Raw genomic sequence first — 22,628 nt, 5'->3', positions numbered from 1 at the left:
TACGTCGCAGTAGAGAAGTCTCGTTTTTGCGAATCCCCAATCCCGACCGTCAAGACCCCTGGGCTACTCCGCCTTCAACGCAAGCAAGTCCTCCACACGTTCGATCAACTGCGTGCCAGCCAATCCGGCAAACACGTCTGGATGTGCGTAGCCCCAAGCGACTGCAGCAAACGGCACGCCCACGATCTGCGCTGCTTCCCAGTCGGCAACCTGATCGCCCACATACACCGCTTGCGCCGCAGGGTGCGCGGTGGCACGCAGCACGCGACGCAGGGCGCGTTGCTTGCCGAGCAGATGCGCACCGCCTTCGATAACGGCAAAGGTCGCGCTCACCTCGGCGCCCAACGCGCGTTGCACGTTCTCCACCGAGTTGGACGACACCACCGCGAGCCGGGTGCCACCGGCGTGCAGCGCACTGAGGGTCTGCGCAATGCCAGGAAACAAGGCCGCCGGTGGGGCGGCGCGCATGAGGCGAATGAAATCGGCCGCCACCAGCGGCACCCGCCAGGTGGGCAATCCCGACCGCTTGAGGAGCGCGCGCGTGCTCAGCCGACGCGCGGCATCCACTTCATGCTCTTCCGCCGCCCGGAACCCATGCCGCGCGGCCAGCAGCCGCTGTGTGCTCAGAAAGAAACCGAATGAATCGGCAAGCGTGCCGTCGAAATCGAAAATGATCAGTGCAGCCATCGCAAGACGCAGGGCAGGGCGTCATAGCCTAACCAGGATTGCGCCTGCACCCACGCACACATGTCCCCACATGGGCGCGCAGGCGATGGGGCGCCTACGCTTCTTCGAAGTGCGGCACGATCGGCGTATCGCTGTGCGCGCTCTGTTCGATGACCTTGCGCTGCATTGCAGCCAGGTACGCATCCAGCTCTTCGGTGGAGGCAAACACATCGCTTAATGGCACCGCCTTCACCACATCGAAGACCTTGCGGATCTGCGGTTGCGGATTGCTCACCAGCACCTTGCCGTGGCGCGTGGCCAGCGCCTTGCGTGCCTTGAAGATGCAGCGGATGCCGGCGCTGGAAATGTATTCCAGTGCGCTCAGATCCAGCACCAGTGTGGTGATGCGGGTGCCCAGCAACGGCGACAGCGCCGCGTCCAGGTCCTGGTAGGTGTGGGTGTCCAGCCGCCCGGTCAGGATGACGCGTTGACGGGTGTCTTGCGGCGGGTCGATCTGGATGGCAAGCGTGGTCATGACAAAACCTCGGGAACAGGGGCATACGGGTGAAGCAGGGTGACGCGCACCACGTTATATGCACCATCGCGGCGGTAGTCGATGTGATCGGCGAACTGATGCACCAAAAACAACCCCAGCCCGCCGATCGGACGCTGATCAAGCTCGGCAGTCAGGTCTGGCAGAGGAATCGCGCGCGGGTCAAAAGCCTTGCCGGGATCGTGCAGCTCCAGCACCAGCGCTTGCGGATCTAGTTTCAGTTGTAGTCGTAACGGTTGTTCCGCGGGCTGACCGTGGGTGAGGGCGTTGCAGCCGAGCTCCTCCACGATCAGCCGCACTTGGCCGATGCGCTCTTCGCCCAGGCCCTCGCGCATCAGCGAGTCTTCCAGCGTGTCGGTGACATAGGCCAGATAGTCCAGCGACGGGGCGATGGCCAGCTCAAGCATCACGGTGTGGTTGCCTCCCCGGCAACATTTCGCCCAGCATGCTCCTGGCGCAGCCGAATCGCCAGCAGCGTGATGTCGTCGTACGGATCGGCCGTGCCGGTGAAGCGGGCGACGTTGGCAATTACCGCCTTGCACTGCGACGCTGCACTGCGATGCGGGTGCAGCGCCGCCTGTAACCGCTCCAATCCGTAGCTGGCGCCGTGCTCGTCCATCGCCTCGGTCACCCCATCGGTGTAGCCGAGCAAGGTCTGCCCGGCGCTCATGCGGCCCTGCAGCACCGGGTAGGACACCTGCGGTTCGATCCCCAGCGGTGCACCGGTTTCCAGCGGCAACGGGTGCGCCTTGCCATCGATATCGATCAGTACCGGCGGCTCGTGCCCGGCGCTGGCCAACCAGTAGTCCCCGCTCACCACGTTGATCAGGCCGCACAGCACGGTGGCGAACATGCAGGTTTCGTTGTTTTCGGCCAGTCGGGTGGAAGCGGCAATCAGGATGGCGTCCGGGCGCGTGTACCGGCGCGCGGCAATTTCCAGCACGCTCACCGCGCGCGCCATGAACAGCGCCGCCGGTACGCCCTTGTCGGAGACATCGCCCACCACGAACCACAGCAAGCCCGGTTCGGTTTCGACGAAGTGGTAGAAATCTCCGCCCACCGCCTTGGCCGGTTCCAGCCACGCGCAGGTTTCCAGATGCGAACTGGCGCGGTCGAAGGTGCGCCCGGAAGGCAGCATTGCCTGCTGTATCTCGCGCGCAATCTGCAGCTCGCTGTGCATGCGCTCGCGTGCGGCGGTCATTTCGCCGATCTGCGCGATGTGGTGGCGGATCGCATCGCGTGCGCTATCGAACGCGCGTGCCATCACGCCCACTTCGTCGTCGCGTTCGATGTGCTGCAACGGGTATTCGAATTCGCCACGACGAAAATGCTCGGCGGTATTGGTCAGTTCTTCGATCGGCCGCGTCAACGTGCGTGTGATCCGCTGCATCAACCACCACCACACCACCGCACCCAGCAGTGCCGCCAGCGCCACCCATGCCGCCAGCCAGTTCAGACCGGCCAGCACATAGCCTTCCGAGGCCGACAACACGAAGGTCCAGCCGCTGCGCCCCACCGCCGCGCTATGGGTCAGAAAGCGCTCGCCGTCGGGCGAGGTATGTGTAAACGAAATCGTCTGGCCAGCAACGACCGCGCGTTGCAACGGCCGCAGATCCGGTCGCGAGCGGGTCACGTACGCATTCAACGAATGATGCAGATTGAGCGCGGGGTCGGGGCTGAAAACCAGCATGCCTTCCGGCGACAACAGCATCGGCTGGATGCCGATATCGCGCGGCAGCTGGTCGATGATCTCGCGCAGATGCCGCAGCGGGAGATCGGCACTCACCATGCCCACCGGCGGCGCATCCGGCGCATCGCCCGGCCGCCGCAGCGGCAGGTTGTAACTGGTGTACAGCTCGTTGCCGCCATTGGTGTTGAGGTACGGCTCGGACCACCAAGCGCGGCCTTCGCGCTGCGTTCGCAGGTACCATGGCATCGCGCGATAGTCGTAGCCCAACTCCGCCGCCGACTTTTCGACGGTGCGCGTGCCGTTGCGATGCACGTACCAGACAAACCCCGTATCGCCGGCTTTTTGCGTTCGTGGTTCGATGATCAGCCGCGCTGCACCGATATCCGGGTCGCCACTGAGCGTGGCCAGCAGCAACGCGCGCAGGTTGAACGGCTGCAATCCCACTGCACTACTGCTGGCCGCCAACGTGCGCCCGCTCACCTGCACCGAATCGAGTAGCGCCGCCAGGCTGCGCGCGGTCTGCTCGGTCAAGCCATCCACCTCGGTACGCGCCGCCTCCACCAGCTCGGCGCGCGCGCCCAGGTAGAACACCGTTCCCAGCACCGCCAGCAACACCACCAGCACGGCGGTGGCCGCCAGCAGCACGCGCATGCGCAAGCTGCGGCGCCAGGGCATGCGCACGGCGACCGATGTCTGGTGCTGCAGTGATCGCGAACGGTTGCGCATAGCGCGCTCTCTCCCTGGCAGCAGCTGCGTCTGATGATGGCAGCTTCGCTGCCATGCACAACTGTCTATAGCAGGCTCATCCTCACATGGCCTCGATTGACCGCTCGAGCGCGCGCGGACTAGATTGGCCGCCCACCTGCCACGGAGGCCGGCCTTGCGCCAGATTCTGACCCCAAGCCTGCTGGCCCTTTTGCTTACGGCCTGTAACTCCCCGGAGACCAGCATGACCCAGACCCCTTCCCCCGCCACAGAGGCCACCGCAGAAGCCGACGTCGAGGCCGGAGGACGCGGTCTTGCCAAGTTAAATCAGAGCCCGCGTAAGGCCTATGCGCTGACGCTTACCTTGGATAAGGCGCCGGGTCCGTTTGCGGCAGTGAATGGGTATGCGCAGTACGACGTCAGCAACGACAGCGAATGCGGCCAGATTCATCCTCAAACAGGCGTTGGGCAGCGCATCACGAGCAGCGAGCCGGTTGTGCTGACAAAAGTCTCTGGGCAGGAATATCAAGGAGTCATCTATCTTGATCTCATGCTCGATGAAGATTATTACGGGCGTGGGGTCTGTCATTGGGGTATGACAGGTGCACGTGTTTCTCTGAAGGCCAGCGGAAAGAAAGAGGAAACCGCATTTTTGCCATTCATCGAGACCAAGGATGTCATTGCAGGAAAGCCGGTCACTCTGTACTTCTGGAAGGGCGGTTATCCCAAGGAAGATATCGCAGACTACGCCGATAATGGCTTGCCCTCGGCGTCGGATTTCAAGCCGGAATTGCGCGATCAATTATTCTCGGTAACGCTCGTCGCTAAAGAGGTTTCGCCGTGAAACCTACCTCGCAGCAATACGCCATCCTTTCTAACGAGGGCTACGTCGATCACAAGGTCGGTAAGCGTGGCCCCGGTGACCGTGAGCGAGTGGATGTTGGCGGCGAGAGCTACGAAATTCTGGAACACGTCAACAATCGAAAGACGGGGTATCAGGGAACGATCTATCAACGCGTTAGCGGTGGAGATATCGTCGTCGCTCATCGGGGCACCGAGGAAATCCTGCGTGACGCGGTACAGGCAGATGGCTCCATGGTGCTTCAGCGCATCAACCCGCAGGCCGATGATGCGATAGCCCTGACAAAAAGTGCACTTGGCTATGCGGCCAAGCAGGAACAGCGCACTGGGCACGCTCCCGAGGTCACCGTGACTGGTCACTCGCTAGGCGGAGCGCTTGCGCAAATCAGTGCGCACCACTTCGATCTGAAAGGGGAAACCTTCAACGCCTACGGCGCAGCGAGCTTGGCGTATCGCATTCCGGAAGGTGGCACCAGCGTGGTCAACCATGTCATGGCGGCTGACCCGGTGAGTGCAGCATCTGCGCATTACGGAGAGGTTCGGGTGTATGCCAGACCTAACGAGATTGCAACGCTCAGCGCCATGGGCTACAGCAACAGCAGATTGAATTTCCTGATTCCCGATTCACCTGTGGCCTCTGCGGTCAGTTCGTTGGGTTCGCACACCATCAAAAACTTCTTGGATGAACGATCCCCGCTCAATGACCCGCAGGCGCGTCAACTCGCAGATCAAAACAAGCGAATGATCAACGAGTACCGATCCGATCTGGACGAGATCCGCGCCGGGATCACCTTGCTGAGTCGGGGGCCGAAGGGCCTGGGCCAAGACGCCATCGATGCCATCCGCGGCCCGCTTGCGCCGGGCGAGCCGGCCAGGCGCGACGCGCGCGAGCATGGTAACGACCACACATCCTTGCGGATCGATCAACCGGGGCATCTGGGCAATGCGTTGTTCCAGGATGCCCAGCGCGGCGTGCATGCGCAGGATGCACGTGCAGGGCGCACGCCGGATCAGCACAGCGCGCAGTTATCCGGTTCGCTCGCATCGGAAATGCATGCCGCTGGTGGTCAGCGCATCGATGCGGTGGTGATGAGCCCAGATGCCGCACGGACCTTCGCTGTGCAAGGTCGCGTCGACGACCCGGCACAGTTGCGTGTGAGCGTCGAGACCATGACTGCAATGAACACCCCGTTGGAGCAGAGCAGCCAGCGTGTTGCCGAAAACGCAGCACGCCAGTCGGTCGCGTTGGAACAGCAGCAGGCGCAGACCCAGCAACAGCAGCAGGGTGCACGCGCCATGGGGTGAGTGGTGCCAGGATCGTGTAACGGTTGCGTCTGGGTGCAGTGACATATCGCCCACGCGCGCAGTGCCGCAAGGCGCCGAGCCTGCGCATGAGCATCTTCGAACGTTGCATCAAAACGCCGGGCTTGCCCGGCGTTTTGCGTTCTTTCGCGCAGTGAAGAGCGGGGTTGCTGCTGCACCCGCACAACAACCCGCCCGCACGATGTGCACGACGTAAGGTTTTCCTGTGTCCAGATATGCCGCAAGTCGCTTGCAGCTATAGCGACCTCAACTGCGCTGTACTGCCGTGTTTGAATCACCGCCGTTTTGCAGCGATGCACGGCCAAGCGCTTGCCACGCCGCGCTCGCGCGCACGACGCAATGCAGGGGATCAAACAAGGCGCCACCCGGCGCTTTATCCATCGACCTAGGGAGCGTTCCATGACCATTTTTCGCAGGCACTACCACCGCGTCTTGCTCGTATTGCTGCTGTGTCTGTGCAGCGCCGGCGTCAGCGCGCAGGGCATCGCCAAAGGCGCAGACGTCAGCTGGCTCAACCAGCAGGCCGCAAGTACTCCACCGCAGGTATTTCGCGATGCAGCGGGCAACACCACCGACTTCATCAAGTTGTTCAAGGATGTCGGCGGCAATGCCATTCGCCTGCGCGTGTGGGTCAACCCTGCAGGCGGTTGGAACGATGGCCGCGACACCCTGGACAAGGCCAAACGCGCCGCCGCGCAAGGCATGCGCATCATGATCGACTTCCATTACAGCGACAGCTGGGCCGATCCCGGCAAACAGACCAAGCCAGCGGCATGGGCCGGCCACTCCGTCACCCAGCTCAACACCGATGTCTACAGCCATACCCAGGGCATCCTTCAATATCTCAAGGACAACGGCATCACCGTCAGCTGGGTGCAGGTGGGCAACGAGATCAACAGCGGCATGTTGTGGAACGAGGGCAAGACGCCCAACTTCGCCACGCTGGGCCAGTTCATCAACAGCGGCTACAACGCCACCAAGGCGGTGTACCCCAATGCCAAGGTTGTCGTGCATCTGGCCAATGGCTACGACAACGCCAACTTCCGCTGGTTCTTCGACAATCTGCGGTCGGCAGGCGGCAAGTGGGACGTCATCGGCATGTCGCATTACCCGCCCGTCGGCAGCTGGCAGGATTACAACAATCGCCTGGAAACCAATATGCGCGACATGATTACGCGCTACGGGAGCGATGTGGTGATTTCCGAGGTCGGCATGGACTGGCAGCAGGCCGCCACCACCCGCGCCATGCTCACCAACCTGCTCAGCCGCAGCAACGCCATCGGCTCGCGCGTCCTCGGCGTGTTTTATTGGGAACCCAACGCCTACCCGGGCTGGCAGGGCTACACCTTGGGCGCAGTCAACAACAACGGCCAACTGACCGAAGCGTTGCAGGCGTTCTGACCGGCACGCGTCCAATCGCTCGGCCTTCCTCCGTTCGTCCCGCCCTCTCTCGGTGCGGCATCAAAGCCCCTCTCCCCTGGGGACGAGAAGGCATGGCTGGCGCGCCATTGGCACGCGTGCCTTGGAGGGCCCGTGCCGCAAGCGCGGGCCGGGGCGCGGAGCGGGGGGGGGATGAGGGGACGGGGCCAAGCCCTCGTGTCATGACAACGGCACAAGGTTTCGCCCGTCCCCGCATCTGCCCACCTCCTCCCGCTGGGAGAAGGGCGCATGCGGCGGCTCCGCCGCATGGTGGCCCTCATCCTTTGGTCGTACACCGGTCGCGCCCGCGTGCGTGGCACCCGCCATCGCTGTGCCCATGCACACACCGTCCCATTCCATACGCACCCGTAGCGAGGAATGGCAACAGGTGCGTGCGGTACACTTGCGGGTTCACGAATTCACGATGTCGACACACCCGCGGGGTGTGTCCCCCCGGGAGCGCTAATGAACTGGTTGAACGAAGTGCTGCACAACGATCCGAACCCGCTTGAGACGCAGGAGTGGCTCGAATCGATCAAGGCCGTCATCGACGTCGAAGGCCCGGAGCGCGCCCATCAGCTGCTGGAAGGCATGGTCGAACAGACCCGCCGCGCCGGCGCTTACCTGCCGTTTTCGCCCACCACCGAGTACGTCAATACCATCGCACCGGCCAACGAGGCCAAGAACCCTGGCGACTCCGCGCTGGAGTGGAAGATCCGCTCGATCATCCGCTGGAACGCCATGGCCACCGTCGTGCGGGCCAACCGCAAGCCGGGTGACCTGGGCGGCCACATCGCCTCGTTCGCCTCCAGCGCCACGCTCTACGACGTGGGCTTCAACCACTTCTGGCGTGCGCCCTCGGACACCCATCCGGGCGACCTGCTGTTCGTCCAGGGCCACAGCGCCCCGGGCATCTATGCCCGCGCCTTCCTGGAAGGCCGCATCAGCCAGGCCCAGCTGGACAACTTCCGCATGGAAGTGGACGGCCAGGGCATCTCCTCCTACCCGCACCCGTGGCTGATGCCCGAGTTCTGGCAGACCCCCACCGTGTCGATGGGCCTGGGCCCGCTGGCCGCCATCTACCAGGCGCAGTTCATGCGCTATCTGGAAAACCGCGGCCTGATCGAGAAGTCCGACCGCAAGGTGTGGTGCTTCATCGGCGATGGCGAGTCCGATGAGCCGGAAACCCTCGGCGCCATCGCGCTGGCCGGCCGTGAAGGCCTGGACAACCTGATCTTCGTGGTCAACTGCAACCTGCAGCGCCTCGACGGCCCGGTGCGCGGCAACGGCAAGATCATCCAGGAACTGGAAGGCGTGTTCCGTGGCGGCGGCTGGAACGTCATCAAGCTGCTGTGGGGCGGTTACTGGGATGCCCTGCTGGCCAAGGACACCGACGGTGTCCTCAAGAAGCTGATGATGGAAACCGTCGACGGCGAATACCAGAACTGCAAGGCTTTTGGCGGCGCCTACACCCGCGAGAATTTCTTCGGCAAGTACCCGGAGACCGCGGCCATGGTCGCCGGCCTGTCCGACGACGACATCTGGCGCCTGAACCGTGGCGGCCACGACCCGCACAAGGTGTACGCCGCCTACCACCAGGCCGTGAACACCACCGGCATGCCCACCGTGATCCTGGCCAAGACGGTCAAGGGCTACGGCATGGGCTCGGCCGGTGAGGCGCTCAACCCCACCCACCAGACCAAGAAGCTGGACGACGCGGCGGTCAAGCACTTCCGCGACCGCTTCAATATCCCGGTGACCGACGCCCAGCTGGAAGACGGCCAGGTGCCGTTCTACCACCCCGGCGAAGATTCCCCGGAAGTGCAGTACCTGAAGGAGCGCCGTAACGTGCTGGGCGGCTTCCTGCCGTCGCGCCGTCCCAAGGCCAGCAAGTCCTTCGTCGCGCCCACGCTCGACAAGTTCGAGCGCCTGCTCAAGGACAGCGGCGAGCGCAGCTACTCCACCACCATGTCCTTCGTGCAGAGCCTCAACATTGCCCTGCGCGACAAGGAACTGGGCCCGCGCATCGTGCCGATCGTGGCCGATGAGGCGCGCACCTTCGGCATGGAAGGCATGTTCCGCCAGATCGGCATCTATGCCCCGTTCGGCCAGAAGTACAAGCCGGTCGATGCCGACCAGCTGATGTACTACCGCGAAGACCAGACCGGCCAGGTGCTGCAGCAGGGCATCAGCGAGCCGGGCGCCATCGCCTCGTGGATGGCCGCCGGCACCAGCTACTCGGTGTCCGACGTGCCGATGCTGCCGTTCTACATCTACTACTCCATGTTCGGCTTCCAGCGCGTGGGCGACATTGCCTGGCAGGCAGCGGACATGCGCACGCGTGGCTTCCTGCTCGGTGGTACTGCCGGCCGCACCACGCTCAACGGCGAAGGCCTGCAGCACGAAGATGGCTTCAGCCAGGTCATCGCCGGCTCCATCCCCAACGTGCGTAGCTATGACCCGACCTTCGGCTTCGAAGTCACCGTCATCATGCAGCACGGCATGAAGGCGATGATGGAAGACCAGATCGACGAGTACTACTACATCACCCTGATGAACGAGAACTACGCCCACCCCGGCATGCCGGACGGCGCAGCCGAGGGCATCATCAAGGGCATGTACCTGCTCAAGGACGCCGGCAAGCCCAAGAAGGGCGAGCTGCGCGTGCAGCTGCTGGGCAGCGGCACCATCCTGCGCGAGGCCATTGCCGCGGCCGAGCTGCTGGACAAGGATTTCGGCGTCACTGCCGACATCTGGTCCTGCCCCAGCCTCAACGAAGTGCGCCGCGACGGTTACGCCGTGGAACGCTGGAACCGCCTGCACCCGGAGGCCGAACAGCGCAAGCCGTACGTCACCCAGCTGCTGGAAGGCCGCCAGGGCCCGGCCATCGCCGCCACCGACTACGTGCGCGCCTTCGCCGACCAGATCCGCGCCTTCGTCCCGATGACCTACACCGTCCTCGGCACGGATGGGTTCGGTCGCTCGGATACGCGTGCGAATCTGCGCCGGTTCTTCGAAGTTGATCGTTACTACATCGCGCACGCGGCGATTGCCGCGCTGGCGAAGGATGGCAAGATGACGGGTAAGGATGTGGCCCGGGCGATCAAGCAGTACAAGATTGATCCTGAGAAGGCGAATCCTGTTGGGGTTTGATTTCCTCGAATGAAAGATCGGTGAAGATTGGGCAGTCGATTGGCTGCCCTTTTTCTATTAAGGAGTGAGCATGGAAGACTTTGCTGGCGCTTCGGATATCAGAATAGACGATGTAAAGGCGTTGCTTGCGCCGGCCACGCCACGGTGCCTTGCCACTGCCCACCTGGGAGGGGTTGCAATCGAATGCAAACTCAAGTCGCTAATAGCGGTTTACCATCGAATCGCCGAGTGGGGCGAGTCGGGTCAGCGGCCGAAAGACCCAAGACAGGGTAGTCCTATCGCGAATCCCGGTCACGGCATTGTGCAAGCTTTGAAGATGATGCCAGACCTTTACAAGCGCGCCAGAATTGACCCCAAAATGCTGGAGCACCTTGCCGTGATCGTAAATCCGAAGGGGACTATGGAGGTGGATTACATCTCTCTCAGGTACAGTTCCAAAGAGTTCAGCGCCCAAGCTCTGTCTGAATGGAAGTGTAGTTTTAACTACGTGGTCGGTTGGATAAATAAGAATAGAGAGGTTATCTGATGAACCCCGTAGCAACCTTTCGTAAAATTCTTTTAGACCACTTTGGCCAAACCTTTGATTTAGATATCACGCAAGAAAATGGCGTGATTTTACTTGTGATCTCTGATTTATTCCTAGGTATGAGCCGCTCGGATCGGCTTGCAATGATCTTGCCGGAGATGCAACGGCTTGGTCTCAAGTCAGTCATCACTGAGTTGTACTCCGTGGCGGAGGCTCAAGACAGAGGTCTCACTGTCGGAAAGGCAGACGAGGCACCCGCCGATTGGGATGAAGCCGTTACTTCGTTGGTATCTGGCGAACGATACGAACCTAGCGCCGGGGATAGGAATTTTCGAAGAATCGTATTCTATTCATATAAGGGTGGAGTAGGACGGACTACGGCGCTTGTTCAAACCGCGTTTCATTTAGCAAGACGTGGCCGTAGAGTGGTGCTTGTAGATATGGATGTGGAGGCGCCAGGGCTTCATAAGGTCGTGCCACCAACCAAGGACGGAGACGTCGAGTTCGGGCTGATCGACTACCTATGGGAGCGGCAGGTAAAGCCAGCGGATGCTGCAACCTCCTATGAGTTCAGTCTCGTGGGGTCCCGAAATGGTCAGCCTCGTGCAATCTCCTACACGGTGGAAGACCCGCTTTCTAGGGCGCAGGTGCATGTCGTGCCCGCCGGCTGTCCTGGAAAATCTTACGTACAGAAGCTCTCGACGCTGTCTCATAAAGAAGTTTTGACCCGTTCCGATGATGCGTGGTCGCTCTTCGAAGCTGATCTTTTCGATCAATTCCAGCCCGACGTGGTGCTCATCGATGCTAGAACTGGACTTGGAGAATGGGGTGGGTTGTCTCTTCTAAGGTTAGCAGATGATGCCTTTTTGGTTATGTTTCCAAGCGGGCAAAATGCCGATGGTATAAATTTTGTCAAAACCGTGCTATCTGAAGTGCGGGGGATATCCCCTACGGTAATATTTTCACCGGTTCCTGAAGGAGAGGTCGGGGACGAAATCGTTCGTAGATTTGGCGAAGTTTTCGGCGAAGACGAAGCTGCCAATGCTTTGAGGATTAATTATTCTCAAGGAATAGCATCTGCTTCTTCGCTTCCACTCGATTCCGCGATGTCTGCATACGTTGAGGTCGCTAATCGTATCGCTGAACGTGGTGCGGAAGCCCAGGTCGAAGTATCACTCGCACGATATGGCCGAGAGGACTTGCTGGAGTCTTTGAATATTCCAGAGCGCGATGCAAACTCCATTGCATCTGCGGACTTTGAGGCATATTTTCAGAAGACATCTGATTTCGACAAATTCCTAGACGATGCACGATGGGTAGTAAGGGGGCGCAAAGGCACCGGCAAATCCACGCTATTCCACCTCTTTGTCGAGCATATCGAAAACGCTAGAAAACGCGCACGAGGAAAGCTCAGTGGTGTCGATGTGCTTCCTGGGCACGGTCCGGTACCAGGAGCGATGCTCCGACCGACTACCGACGAGTTCGAATCTCTCGCGCAGCAGATCTCGGCAGTCGGAGCGGATTGGTTATCATTCTGGCGCGCCTATGCAATCGTGAGGCTGTGGACTACTAAATATGAGCCGCTTATATCGGTGCTCGGTAAAAGCAAAGGTCTTCGTGCGCTTAAAGTGCATCTTCAAAGTAAGCTGCCGATAGGTTCGGGAGATCGTCGATGGAAATCGTCGGAAACGGCGGCATGTTTAGCTCTGATATCGGGAGATTTAGGTGGGCTGTGTCGTGATGTTGTCATCGATCTAAATGATCACTTGAGCGGAAGTGAGAATAAGCTCTGGTTGCTTTACGATGATTTGGATCAAGACATCAGAGAAGATAGTCCGTGGCAGGCAGAAGCCTTGGGTGGATTGCTTCGGCTTGCCTATGACTCAAATAATAAGGATCTCCACAACATAAGGTTCAAGATATTTCTAAGAGAGGACATCTGGTCAAAGCTGGTGTTTACTAATAAGAGCCATTTTGGCGACCCGAGAACAGTCCTGCTGCAATGGAAGATTGAAGACTTTATGCGTTTGGCATATAGATTGATTACCGGGGCGTCACCTCCGCTTAGAGAGTTGATAGGCCGAGATTCATCGGTGACTGAGCAAACTGTTGACACTGCCGGTGAGGAAGAGCTGCGTGGGGCGCTCGCCCCAATTTGGGGGCTTAGCCAGGAGAAGGGCAAGAAGTCACTGGCGGCGAAATGGGTCTACTCGCGTATGACCGACTCGCAGGACAATACATATCCAAGGTCCCTTACAGTGTTACTCAAGGCGGCGCGTGACGAAGAGCTTCGGATTAAGTCTAAGAGTCCGCCGTCTGATCGTCTCTTGAGCTTCCCCGCGATGCAGGTGGGACTTAAGGCTGCATCGGTAGAAAGGCTCGATGCGTTGAAGAATGAGTGCCCGGATCTTAAGCCATTCCTGGAGGATGTAGAGGAAAAGAGCTCTCTTAGATCGCAATTTGCTTCCGACGACCTTAGGAAGGTTTGGGCTGCCACATCCAAATCCAATTTTCCGTTGTTTGATGCTTTTATTTCTCGACTCGAAGAGTCAGGGTTGTTGGTGCGGAAACGAGGTTCAACATACAACTTTGGTTTTGCTAGCTTATATATCGATGGACTTGGCGTGACTCGTGTGCAAGGCGAGAAAAAGTAACTCTTTGCGAGGCGCGGAAAAAGGGGTGCGGCAAAAGGGGCAAAACGGCAAAACGGAGTAATGGGGTCAGGTTGAGCCACCCCTGATAACTCGGACACCTGAAAGCGAGGACAATCCTCGCACGGAGGTGTTCGATGCAGAAGCGGCAGCGGTTCACGGCGGAGTTCAAGCGGGAAGCAGTGCGGTTACTCAAGGCGGGAGATCGGCCAGCGGCCGTGATCGCGCGGGAGTTAGACATCCCGCGCAACCGTCTCTACAAGTGGGCCACGGATCTCGATGCGAAGGGCGCTGGCGCCTTTGGCGGCAGTGGCCGGCCCAAGGCCAACCCGGATGAACTGGCCAAGCTGCAGCGCGAGAACGAGCGGCTGCGCCAAGAGAACGAGATCCTAAAAAGCGGCGGCGTACTTTGCGCGGGAGCTACCGTGAAGTACGCCTGGATCCGAGACCAGCGAGGTTACCGGGTGCGCTGGCTCTGCCATGCGCTGGGCGTATCGCTATTACGCGTGGTGCGCTCGCCGTCCGGGGCCGCGCGCGCAGGAGAATGCCCGGCTATTGCAGCGGATCGAGCAGTTGCACGCACAAACCCGCGAGGCGTATGGCAGCGAGCGCCTCTGGCGCGCGTTGCGTCAGCAAGGTGAGACCTGCGGCCGGCATCGGGTGCGGCGCCTGCGGCGGGTACATGCGATCCGCACCAAACGGCGGCAACGCTACCTGCGCACGCGCAGCACCTATCAGCGTGTGGCGGTGGCGCCTAACCGGCTGGCATGGCCGTTCGTCAGTCCGGGGCCAGATCGGGTGTGGGTGGCGGACATCACCTTCGTGCCGACCCGGATGGGCTGGTTGTACTTGGCGGCGGTGCTGGACATGCACAGCCGGCAGATCGCGGGCTGGGCGATGGGCCAGCGGGCCGACCAGGCGTTGGCCAGCGCTGCACTGGCCATGGCGCTCCAACGCCGGCGGCCAGTGAAGGGCGCAATCCACCATAGCGACCAGGGCACGCAATACACCAGCGGTGCGTATCAGCGGCAATTGCAGGAAGCCGGGCTAGTCGCGAGCATGAGTCGCAAGGGCATGCCTTACGACAATGCAGTGATGGAAAGCTTCTTCAGCTCGCTCAAGCAGGAACTGACGCATCACGAGCGCTTCGCCAGTCTCGACGAAGCGCGCGGGAAAGTGTTCGAGTACATCGAAGTGTTCTACAACCGGCAGCGGTTGCACAGTGCGCTGGGCTACCGCTCGCCGGCCGAGTTCGAAAAGATGGTTGTTGTTCCCTAATTAACCTGTCCGAGAAATCGGGGGTAGCTCAACCTGACCCCGTTTGTGGGCCAGACGCTGCGGGAAGTTGGCAGCACGCTCTGCGCCGCAGCGAGCGAAGTGCATGAGCTACCGCGACACATCGCATGCCAGCCGCTGCGCGAACCGCCGTCCAACCGTGTGCGCGAAGAGCGGGCGGTCTAGGCGCTGGAATCTGAGGCGCCGCCTACGGGAGGCGGGTGGCTGCACTGATCCTAGCTTGGTTGGCTTGAGGCAAGAACGCATAGCAAATGGGGGGCGCTGGAACCTGTGGAACGTCCCGGGCCTAGTTGCTATCTTCCGCACATACGAGCCGCAGACCATGTCCAAGGAGTGACCGATGGCTGAGCAAGAGCGATCAAGCCCGCGCTTTCCAGTGGCCGCGTTAGTGATGGTGATGGCGTTGATCACCTCGTGTGCTACCTCCGCTTCCGCGAGCAAATCCCCTTCGTTCTCCGGGGAGTGGGCGTATGCCAAGAGATGCGACTTGGGCCACTATCTGAGCCTGCATCTGCAGCAACGTGGTGATCGCGTGACGGGGGATTGGAGCGAGGGAACCAACGTTCGCGGCAATGATGGGCAGTTGCAGGGAGAGGTGCGTGGAGACGCGTTGTATCTCCGCTACTGCAGCGATGACGGAGGAACGGGCTACTCCGCGTGCCCGGCTTTCTCCGAGCGAGAGGATCAGTTCAAGCTGGAAAAAGGACACCTCATTCGATATGAGAAGTATGGTTCCAGCTATCGCCGCACTGTTGCGCTTTATCCGGATGTCCCAGGTAAGGATGTGCCTTATGACAAGGATTGTTCGGATCCGGAGGACGCACAATGAGTACGCTCACAGAAAAGGAACTGCGTGCAACCTTGTACTTCGCTGTGGGTGTCACCTCCGAGAGTCGATACGATGCATATCGACTGGTTGTCGCAGGCGACAAGGCCTCAACTCCGACGCTCGAACCAGCGGACAACAGTGGTTACTCGATCGGTACCATACAGAAGGACCTGGGACAGCACTACCAGCCCAATGATCCTAATGGCGAGAACGTTCCGAGAGACTTGATCAATGCATACCAGGACTGGGCGAGGGCGCATCAGCCGCAGTCGCTGTTTAACGACGATCAGGCGACAAGAGCGGTCGCGGATCTTGGTCGTGATGGAGATGCGATCAGAAACGACCATGGACGCCCGCTGGATGCGGATGTCAAATCGCGGTTGGACGCGTTCTTGGCCTCGGATGCCGGTATCACGTGGGTGCACGACCGCGATGTCGCTCAGATCGACAAATTGATGGATCGCGCCATCGCGCCGCTGCAGCGAAGCAACCTGTATCAGAATGCGTCACTCGATGACCAAGTGAAATTGGCGGCCATGGTTGGCAAGGCATACAACCAGAACGAAGTACGTGCCGCAACAATGATTCGTAAGCTTGAGGAGAACCAGTATGACTCTGTAGCAGACGTCAGTGCTGCCATTGACAGTTTTATCCCCAAGCGCTCTGGTCAGAAAGACTACTTTGAGCTGGGCCGTGACGACGCGTTGAGGGGGGCGGCGGTCGTCAACTCGCTGCGCAACGCGAATCGAGAAAGCCCTCTCTCGACGGCATGGGCGAGTGTCCTGGCTGATCCGCTTGTCAATCCAACCGCCCTCAATGCGGACAGGACGCACCAGAACTTGCCGCACGAGTACCCGGTCATCAAAAATCTGTTCATCCATGACGATCGCGCGGGGCAGTTCATCGGGGCTTTGGATAGAGGTGCGACGCATCAGTACGGTCCTTCCGATCGCGCGCACCCAGAGCGTTTCAATGGGCCAGGCTTCTATGCCGCAGGGAATGACCTGGTCAACTGGAACAAGCATGGGCAGGGCCATGCGTTCTTGAACGGTGAATGGAGCTCTGTCGCGCGCGAGAATCTGACGCGCGCCCGAAACCAGGATGGCACCACCGATCTCAATGTGCAGCAGGGAGACCAGACGCAACGGCTAATGCATGTGGACCCTCATGCACCGGAACTTCGTCCCGCTCCGCAACAGCACGGTGGCAGGGCCGGCCCCGACAATCCTGCGCACCCCGATCACGCAATGCTGCTGCAAAATCAGGGACGGAGTGCAGCGGCTCGGGAGCCAGGCTGGCGTGCCATTCGATGAGAACAGCGAACGCGTGTGCAGGAGCCTTCTTCTTGAGCGGGAGGCCCGTCCATGTCGCGTCAGCCGCGTCTGGAACTGCCCGACGTTCCGACGCATGTCGTCCACAGAGGCGTGGACCGGTGCGCGATCGTCTTGGACGATAAGGATCGGCATCACTATTGCCTCCTACTACGATGGCCTGCGAGCGCCTTGCTGTGCGGATGCATGCGTTTTTGCTGATGGACAACCAGGTGCACCTGCTGGTCTCGGCGGATAAGGCTGGCGGAGTATCTTCGGCGATGCGGCTCAACGGCCAATCGTATGTGCAGGCCTTCAACGCCAGGCACCGGCGCAGCGGAACCCTGTGGCAGGGGCGGTTCACCTCCTGCTTGGTGCAGACCGAACGGTAGGTGGTCACGGTCTTGCGTTACATCGAACTCAATCCGGTACGCGCCCGCATGGTGGCATTGCCAACCGAGTACCACTGGTCAAGCGTGCGCACGTATCTGGGGCGTGCGAAGAGTCAGCTCATCACGCCGCAGGAGGTCTATTTACATCTTGGTTGCGATGCAGCCGAGCGGGTGCCTGTCTATGCGTAATGGCTGCATGCGGGTCTAGCCCGAGAGGGCGAACAGTCAATCCACCTTCACCTCATGCGGGAGCACCCCTCGGGCGACTCGCGCTTCCAGGCAATGGTGGCGCGTGCATCGGGGAGGCCAACGACGTGCCGCTCGCGTGGTCGTCCTGCCGGGGAGATTCAGGTGGGTTAATTGCCTCCGTTTCTTTAAACGCATGCCGCCGAACTTGCTGTGCCACAGGTAGTACGAGGCCTCACTGAAGCCATGCCTCCGGCACAGGTCCTTGATTGCGACATCGGCCTCGGCTTCGCGCAGGAGGCTGATGATCTGCTCCTCGGCAAAGCGCTTCTTACGTCCAATCTCCTCGGGATAGGGAATTGGACTCAAAACCACGGTGCTACTCAAACTTGGGAGATGTCGATCGAAACACGTGTCGTCTGCACGGCCGTCCTGAGGGGAGGTAACTGCCTCCGTCTCATTTGAAAGGATAGCGGCATACTACTTATAAATAATATATGGTTATTATTTGGCCGCGATGCAGAAGTCTGCATAAATTATACGGAGGTGATCTGTTATGAAGTACGTGGCCCGCTCGGGGCCTATCTCAGGAAGAGCGATCATATGAAAACCTCACTTCTCTATACTGGCGTGATAGCTGCACTGCCGTTACTGCTTAGCGGCTGTTCTGGTGTGAGCTGGAAGGCAGGTGCATCGTGCGACACGACAAAGAAGTGTGAAATACATGGAGAAATATCGGGTAGCTCTGCGCGAGGGCAGTCTTTGATCGCGTCAATGCTTTCTGCTTCCGAGACTGCGGACGCGGCCCAGTTCGTCGTAGATGTAAGCGGATCGACAGTGCCATATCCAGCTCAGGGCACTGTAACTGTCAGCCTAGTGGAATCAGCTAGCGGCACGGTTCAAGCTTCCCGATTGTTTGATTGGACGAAGAGCGGTAACACGATTCGTCTCGTAGATCCGAATGCTGTGAACGCTTGGGCAGCCGCAAATGGCGGTTCGGCTGATGCAATGCGATACAGGCTGACTAAGTTCCAATCGGATTATGGTTCGGGGAGCCAGACCATTGCCGTCAGTTCCGCCTATGAGGGGGTAACGAATGCATCAGCGGTATCGACCTTCGAGTCATGTGCACCGCACGGCGTTTATCGTCCAACGCCTTGTGCGAATCAGTAGTGCGATGGAGGTGTGGGGGCTTTCAAAATTAGCCCCCATGCTTCTTTTGATGACTGCCCTTGCATGCGCATTGACGGGCTGCGCTGCCACTCCACGATCTATGCGAGATCAAATTTCAGATGCCGGCGCGCAGGGTACTGCTGTCGATGCGTTTGGATCTATATTTTTGTTGCGAAATGTGAACTACTTGCCGGGCGCGAGATCCATTCGCTCTGTAACGATGCAAGAGGTCATCTGCGAATCCGCTGATGCGGGAATGCGCGTCCGCATGAGGTTGAGAGACAATGCGGATTCGCAGCAGACGATCTGTCGCCAAATTCTGCAAGCTACTCGCTACGTGCTGCGATTTCGAGAGCCGAAAGTTTTCCTTGTCTACAATGTTGTACTGGTGCCATCTGGCGTCAATTTTTCTAAGAGCCATATCGAAATTGGGATGCGTGAACTAAAGCCGGTGTATGCGGTGAGGGAACGATCCAGCGATATTGGAGAGGCGATCAATACGATAGCGCACGAGACATTACATCTGACCGCTGGGCTGAATCGATTCGATGCACAAAGGAAAACAGACGAGTCTATGGCTTACTTCACTGGTGCATGCGCTCAGCTATCTGTCACGGGCACGCTTTCACGCAGCGATCTTGTGACTACCCAGTTTGCAGGGAGTGATGTACCTCAAGAGGCGATGCTATCAAGTCAGGCAGGAAGCAAGGTGCTGGAGGACGTGTTTGCAGGCATTCCGGACGAGACAATTCACGCAGAATCGGATGCAGGAAAACAGCTCCTTCAGCGATGTGAGATGAGATTGCAAACATTTTTCGGCAAAAGGGCAGAAGGGGATGGAGGTAATTAAGCGAGCCGGTCGTACAGGCCCGCGCGGGGGTGCCTGATAGCGGGCCTATGTCGCTGCCGCCAGGCTGGGGCCTTCCTTCTTGAGCAGGAGGCCTGTCCATGTCGCGTCAGCCGCATCTGGAACTGCCCGGCGTTCCGACGCATGTCGTCCAGAGAGGCGTGGACCGGTGCGCGATCGTCTTGGACGATGAGGATCGGCATCACTCTTTCCTGCTACTACGCGTGGACTATGAGCGCTTTGCTGTGCGGGTGCATGCGTTTGTGCTGATGGACAACCACGTGCAACTGCTGGTCTCGGCGGATAAGGCTGGCGCAGTGTCTTCGGCGATGCGCCTCAGCGGCCAATCATATGTGCAGGCCTTCAACGTCAGGCACCGGCGCAGCGGAACCCTGTGGCAGGGGCGATTAGCGGATCATCATTGTATTCAGAAGCCTTCTTGTAAACGGCGGACGCCGGGCATTACAGCATCAAAGCTCACCGCTTCTGAGATTTCCATGAAGCGCGACCTTCCATGAGAAGTGCTTGAAAGGCCTCGCCGATAACTTCTTCACTTTCCTTGATCTGAAGTAACGCTACACCCAGGCATTGTTCAATGTCGTGCGTGTCGGCGTCGTCGGGCAGATCACCCAGTGCGCTCCAGACGCTATGCAGTCGACTTACCTGTGATAGCGTATAGGCAAGTCGATTGGAGGTGGTTTCACCAAATAGGTCTGCCTTATCCACAAACTGGGATGGAAGGTCGACTTTGACGAGTTGTGCATATCCGGCAAATAAACTACGTGCATTATGACTGTTGGCAAGTTCTTGAACGACTGAGGTGCTGCCATCTTGGGGAGCAACGGTACTTCTGAACTTGGCAATTTGCAGTTGTGCTGTCCCAACAGGAGTCATCATCACCTGGGCGAGCAATCGTCTGGTCGCTGTCCTTTCACGCGCGCGTCGGCGGGTATAAGAGAGCCAGATGACAAGCGCGATGATCGTTGCTCCGGCGGTAGCCACTGCACCAATAGCATCCCAATTCAAGCGTCCTCCATATGTAGTCTAGATATCATGCTGCAATCCTAGTCCGTATCTGATCTATGGCCTGTCCAATCCGCTCGGTTAGTACTGTCTCTGAATGATGCAGCATTGTCAGCGAGCCAAGAGCCCGAGTCATTGCGACATACAGCAGTTTGGCCTCCTGCCTCATTTCCTCACTGTCGGCTTGTAAGCGTTGCCCAATCTCGCAGATGCCGGGAATGAATACCGACTCGAATTCCAGGCCCTTGCTGGAGTGCATCGTCAGCACCTTAACTGCAGGTTCGCCATCGAACAGGTGTCGCTTGTTGATATCTTCCGCTAATACAACTGGAAGTTCTGCAGTCCGGAGTCGCGAGGCTATATGCGTGGCAAGCGTCTTATTGCGGCAAAGAACCGCAAAGTCGTTGGCGCTTGCACCGTTATTGAGTGCTTCGCGTATCTGTTGGGCGATGAAGCGCGATTCTTCCCAAATGTTGCTCGCCTGTATCAGCTCGGGGACGGCGCCTCGACGTCCAGCGCTCTCTGGCGCGATCACGGGCACGTTGTCTTCATCCGCATCTTCCCCCGCCAAGAGCTCCTGGGCAAAGGCCTTTGCCGTGGAAAGGATCTCCAAGGTGTTGCGGTAGTTCAGACGCAGGATCGTGGTGCGCCCTTTGGCCTGGATGCCAACGCTGGCGAAGCTGAACTTTCGGCGTCCACCTGTGCTGTAAATGGTTTGCGCGTCGTCATAGAGCAGCAACAACGAATTGGTTTCCGGGTCGACCATCTGCGTGACGATTTGCAGCCACTCGGGTGCAAAATCGTGGCCCTCATCGATCATGACTGCCGCGTACTGTGCTCGCGGAATTTGTTGCGATTCCACTGCTGCAATGACTTTGCTGACCAATGCGTCCAGATACTGTTGGGCGTTTGGCTGTGCGGGCGGAGGCTTGATGCCGTAAGCCTTCAGCTGCTCACCACACCATCCGTGGAAGTGACGCACACTCACGCGGTCCTGCACGCCATGCGCGTGAATGATGTGCTCCAGGCGGCCGGCAAGTGTTTTGTTGTAGCAGAGCACCAGCACCGGCTTGCCTTGACGCTTCGCAATCTCAACGCAGCGATACCCCAGGATCATTGTCTTGCCAGAGCCGGCCACTCCGTGGATCACACGATGGCCGTCACCCATCGAGCGAGCAAGCTGTTCTTGCTGCAGGTCCATCACTTTGATCAAGTCGGGAATAGCTATGGGCTTATCCGGCTGAGGTGCAGCGAACAACTGCACCTGCTCAGGAGGAACGATGCGTAGCTGCGGAAACAGATGCCAACGTATCCGCTCGATCTGCGGCAAGCTGAGTTGACATGAAAAGGTGGCAGGGAACATGTCCCAGAGCCGTTTCTGAAACGCCTCGGTGTCCACCGACTCGGTCATCTCGTCCCGGCAGATCACACTGCCCGCCGCAATCACATTGCCTAATTCGGCTTCGTCAAACTGGGCGCGGCTGATGTTGCTAAACACCACGCCAAAGCCCCACGGCATGATGAGCTTGCCCTCGTATTTGCTTCCTTCCGGAAGGCGCAGGGCTGCATCCTTGAGCATCAGCTTGCCGACTTCGATACAAATGTCGCGCGCTTGGCGCAATGGATTGGACGTCACCTCACGGCCGCGCTCGGTATGGAGCACAGCGGTGTCGCGGTCAATCTCAGCGATTGTCTCCAGCTTCCAGTCCTTGACCTCCAGGACCAGGATCCCGCGATAGGGATGCAGCACAATAAAGTCCGGATGCCGGTGACTGGGGCCGATCGGTACGTCGTACCAGCAGATGTACTCATCATCGAGCTTGTCTTCCAGCCGTTGTGAAAAGCGCCGCTCGCCAGATGTCATCCGGCCGGCACTACTGGACCTACTCGGAATAAGCGTAGCCATGGGAGCCCCCCTCCTTGGTATAGGCCCTAGCCTACCACTGGAAAAAACCTATGGATGAGTACCTATGCCCAGACTCGGAGCTCGCCGAACAACAAGGCTTTAGCTAACCTGGTCTTCTA

20 protein-coding genes and 1 pseudogene are annotated in these 22,628 nt (G+C 59.4%); 14 read left to right on the top strand and 7 right to left on the bottom strand.

The window, feature by feature from the left end:
* Window positions 1-63: 63 nt before the first annotated feature.
* The 4 genes from M0D43_RS08440 to M0D43_RS08425 form a co-directional block, all read right to left on the bottom strand.
* Window positions 64-687, bottom strand: a complete 624-nt coding sequence (locus M0D43_RS08440) for an HAD hydrolase-like protein (RefSeq protein ID WP_252164281.1) — start codon at window positions 685-687, stop codon at window positions 64-66.
* Window positions 688-781: 94 nt separating this feature from the next.
* A complete protein-coding gene (locus tag M0D43_RS08435; RefSeq protein ID WP_252164280.1) occupies window positions 782-1,201 on the bottom strand; it encodes an STAS domain-containing protein in 420 nt (139 codons plus the stop codon).
* Window positions 1,198-1,629 (bottom strand): ATP-binding protein, encoded by a 432-nt coding sequence (locus tag M0D43_RS08430; protein WP_252164279.1) that lies wholly within the window; start codon window positions 1,627-1,629, stop codon window positions 1,198-1,200. Before M0D43_RS08430 ends, M0D43_RS08435 begins: the two co-directional genes overlap by 4 nt.
* Window positions 1,626-3,635 carry a SpoIIE family protein phosphatase gene (locus tag M0D43_RS08425; protein ID WP_252164278.1) on the bottom strand — a complete coding sequence of 670 codons (2,010 nt, stop codon included), beginning with the start codon at window positions 3,633-3,635 and terminating at the stop codon, window positions 1,626-1,628. The genes M0D43_RS08430 and M0D43_RS08425 overlap by 4 nt, the downstream gene beginning before the upstream one ends.
* A 223-nt stretch (window positions 3,636-3,858) precedes the next feature.
* Here M0D43_RS08425 and M0D43_RS08420 point away from each other — a divergent pair, with 223 nt between their 5' ends.
* From M0D43_RS08420 to M0D43_RS08365, 12 genes are all read left to right on the top strand, one after another.
* Window positions 3,859-4,458: a hypothetical protein gene (locus M0D43_RS08420; RefSeq protein ID WP_252164277.1), complete on the top strand. Its 600-nt coding sequence runs from the start codon at window positions 3,859-3,861 to the stop codon at window positions 4,456-4,458.
* The gene (locus tag M0D43_RS08415; protein WP_260808119.1) at window positions 4,455-5,780 is read left to right on the top strand and encodes an XVIPCD domain-containing protein; all 1,326 of its coding nucleotides are present in this window, start codon (window positions 4,455-4,457) and stop codon (window positions 5,778-5,780) included. The genes M0D43_RS08420 and M0D43_RS08415 overlap by 4 nt, the downstream gene beginning before the upstream one ends.
* Before the next feature lie 417 nt (window positions 5,781-6,197).
* Window positions 6,198-7,199: an arabinogalactan endo-1,4-beta-galactosidase gene (locus M0D43_RS08410; protein ID WP_260808118.1), complete on the top strand. Its 1,002-nt coding sequence runs from the start codon at window positions 6,198-6,200 to the stop codon at window positions 7,197-7,199.
* 483 nt (window positions 7,200-7,682) lie between these two features.
* Window positions 7,683-10,370 (top strand): pyruvate dehydrogenase (acetyl-transferring), homodimeric type, encoded by a 2,688-nt coding sequence (aceE, locus tag M0D43_RS08405; RefSeq protein ID WP_260808117.1) that lies wholly within the window; start codon window positions 7,683-7,685, stop codon window positions 10,368-10,370.
* Window positions 10,371-10,440: 70 nt separating this feature from the next.
* Window positions 10,441-10,896, top strand: a complete 456-nt coding sequence (locus M0D43_RS08400; RefSeq protein WP_252164273.1) for a hypothetical protein — start codon at window positions 10,441-10,443, stop codon at window positions 10,894-10,896.
* A complete protein-coding gene (locus tag M0D43_RS08395; RefSeq protein WP_252164272.1) occupies window positions 10,896-13,550 on the top strand; it encodes a P-loop ATPase, Sll1717 family in 2,655 nt (884 codons plus the stop codon). Before M0D43_RS08400 ends, M0D43_RS08395 begins: the two co-directional genes overlap by 1 nt.
* Before the next feature lie 134 nt (window positions 13,551-13,684).
* Window positions 13,685-14,188 (top strand): transposase, encoded by a 504-nt coding sequence (locus tag M0D43_RS08390; RefSeq protein WP_260808116.1) that lies wholly within the window; start codon window positions 13,685-13,687, stop codon window positions 14,186-14,188.
* On the top strand, window positions 14,103-14,825 hold the full coding sequence (locus M0D43_RS08385; RefSeq protein WP_260808115.1) for an IS3 family transposase: 723 nt from the start codon (window positions 14,103-14,105) through the stop codon (window positions 14,823-14,825). The genes M0D43_RS08390 and M0D43_RS08385 overlap by 86 nt, the downstream gene beginning before the upstream one ends.
* A 358-nt stretch (window positions 14,826-15,183) precedes the next feature.
* Window positions 15,184-15,672 carry a hypothetical protein gene (locus tag M0D43_RS08380; RefSeq protein WP_252165182.1) on the top strand — a complete coding sequence of 163 codons (489 nt, stop codon included), beginning with the start codon at window positions 15,184-15,186 and terminating at the stop codon, window positions 15,670-15,672.
* A complete protein-coding gene (locus M0D43_RS08375; RefSeq protein WP_252164270.1) occupies window positions 15,669-16,985 on the top strand; it encodes a hypothetical protein in 1,317 nt (438 codons plus the stop codon). Before M0D43_RS08380 ends, M0D43_RS08375 begins: the two co-directional genes overlap by 4 nt.
* A 173-nt stretch (window positions 16,986-17,158) precedes the next feature.
* Window positions 17,159-17,374: a transposase gene (locus tag M0D43_RS08370; RefSeq protein ID WP_260808114.1), complete on the top strand. Its 216-nt coding sequence runs from the start codon at window positions 17,159-17,161 to the stop codon at window positions 17,372-17,374.
* A 12-nt stretch (window positions 17,375-17,386) separates the two neighbouring features.
* The gene (locus M0D43_RS08365) at window positions 17,387-17,563 is read left to right on the top strand and encodes a hypothetical protein (protein ID WP_260808113.1); all 177 of its coding nucleotides are present in this window, start codon (window positions 17,387-17,389) and stop codon (window positions 17,561-17,563) included.
* Window positions 17,564-17,722: 159 nt separating this feature from the next.
* Here M0D43_RS08365 and M0D43_RS08360 read toward each other — a convergent pair.
* Window positions 17,723-17,902: pseudogene (locus M0D43_RS08360) on the bottom strand (transposase); the annotation flags it as partial.
* 1,051 nt (window positions 17,903-18,953) lie between these two features.
* Here M0D43_RS08360 and M0D43_RS08355 point away from each other — a divergent pair.
* Complete coding sequence (locus tag M0D43_RS08355; RefSeq protein ID WP_260808251.1) at window positions 18,954-19,583, top strand: hypothetical protein; 630 nt, start codon at window positions 18,954-18,956, stop codon at window positions 19,581-19,583.
* A gap of 98 nt (window positions 19,584-19,681) precedes the next feature.
* Window positions 19,682-20,098 carry a transposase gene (locus M0D43_RS08350; protein WP_260808112.1) on the top strand — a complete coding sequence of 139 codons (417 nt, stop codon included), beginning with the start codon at window positions 19,682-19,684 and terminating at the stop codon, window positions 20,096-20,098.
* On the opposite strand, the gene M0D43_RS08345 is transcribed toward M0D43_RS08350, so the two are convergent.
* Together M0D43_RS08345 and M0D43_RS08340 are read right to left on the bottom strand one after the other, a co-directional pair.
* Window positions 20,058-20,606 (bottom strand): hypothetical protein, encoded by a 549-nt coding sequence (locus tag M0D43_RS08345; protein ID WP_260808111.1) that lies wholly within the window; start codon window positions 20,604-20,606, stop codon window positions 20,058-20,060. The genes M0D43_RS08350 and M0D43_RS08345 overlap by 41 nt on opposite strands.
* Before the next feature lie 25 nt (window positions 20,607-20,631).
* A complete protein-coding gene (locus M0D43_RS08340) occupies window positions 20,632-22,467 on the bottom strand; it encodes a 3'-5' exonuclease (protein ID WP_260808250.1) in 1,836 nt (611 codons plus the stop codon).
* Window positions 22,468-22,628: the final 161 nt, after the last annotated feature.

Origin of the sequence: Xanthomonas prunicola (assembly GCF_025266575.1) — a bacterium.
GTDB classification, from domain to species: domain Bacteria; phylum Pseudomonadota; class Gammaproteobacteria; order Xanthomonadales; family Xanthomonadaceae; genus Xanthomonas; species Xanthomonas prunicola.
This window is presented reverse-complemented; position numbering and strand designations above follow the sequence as displayed.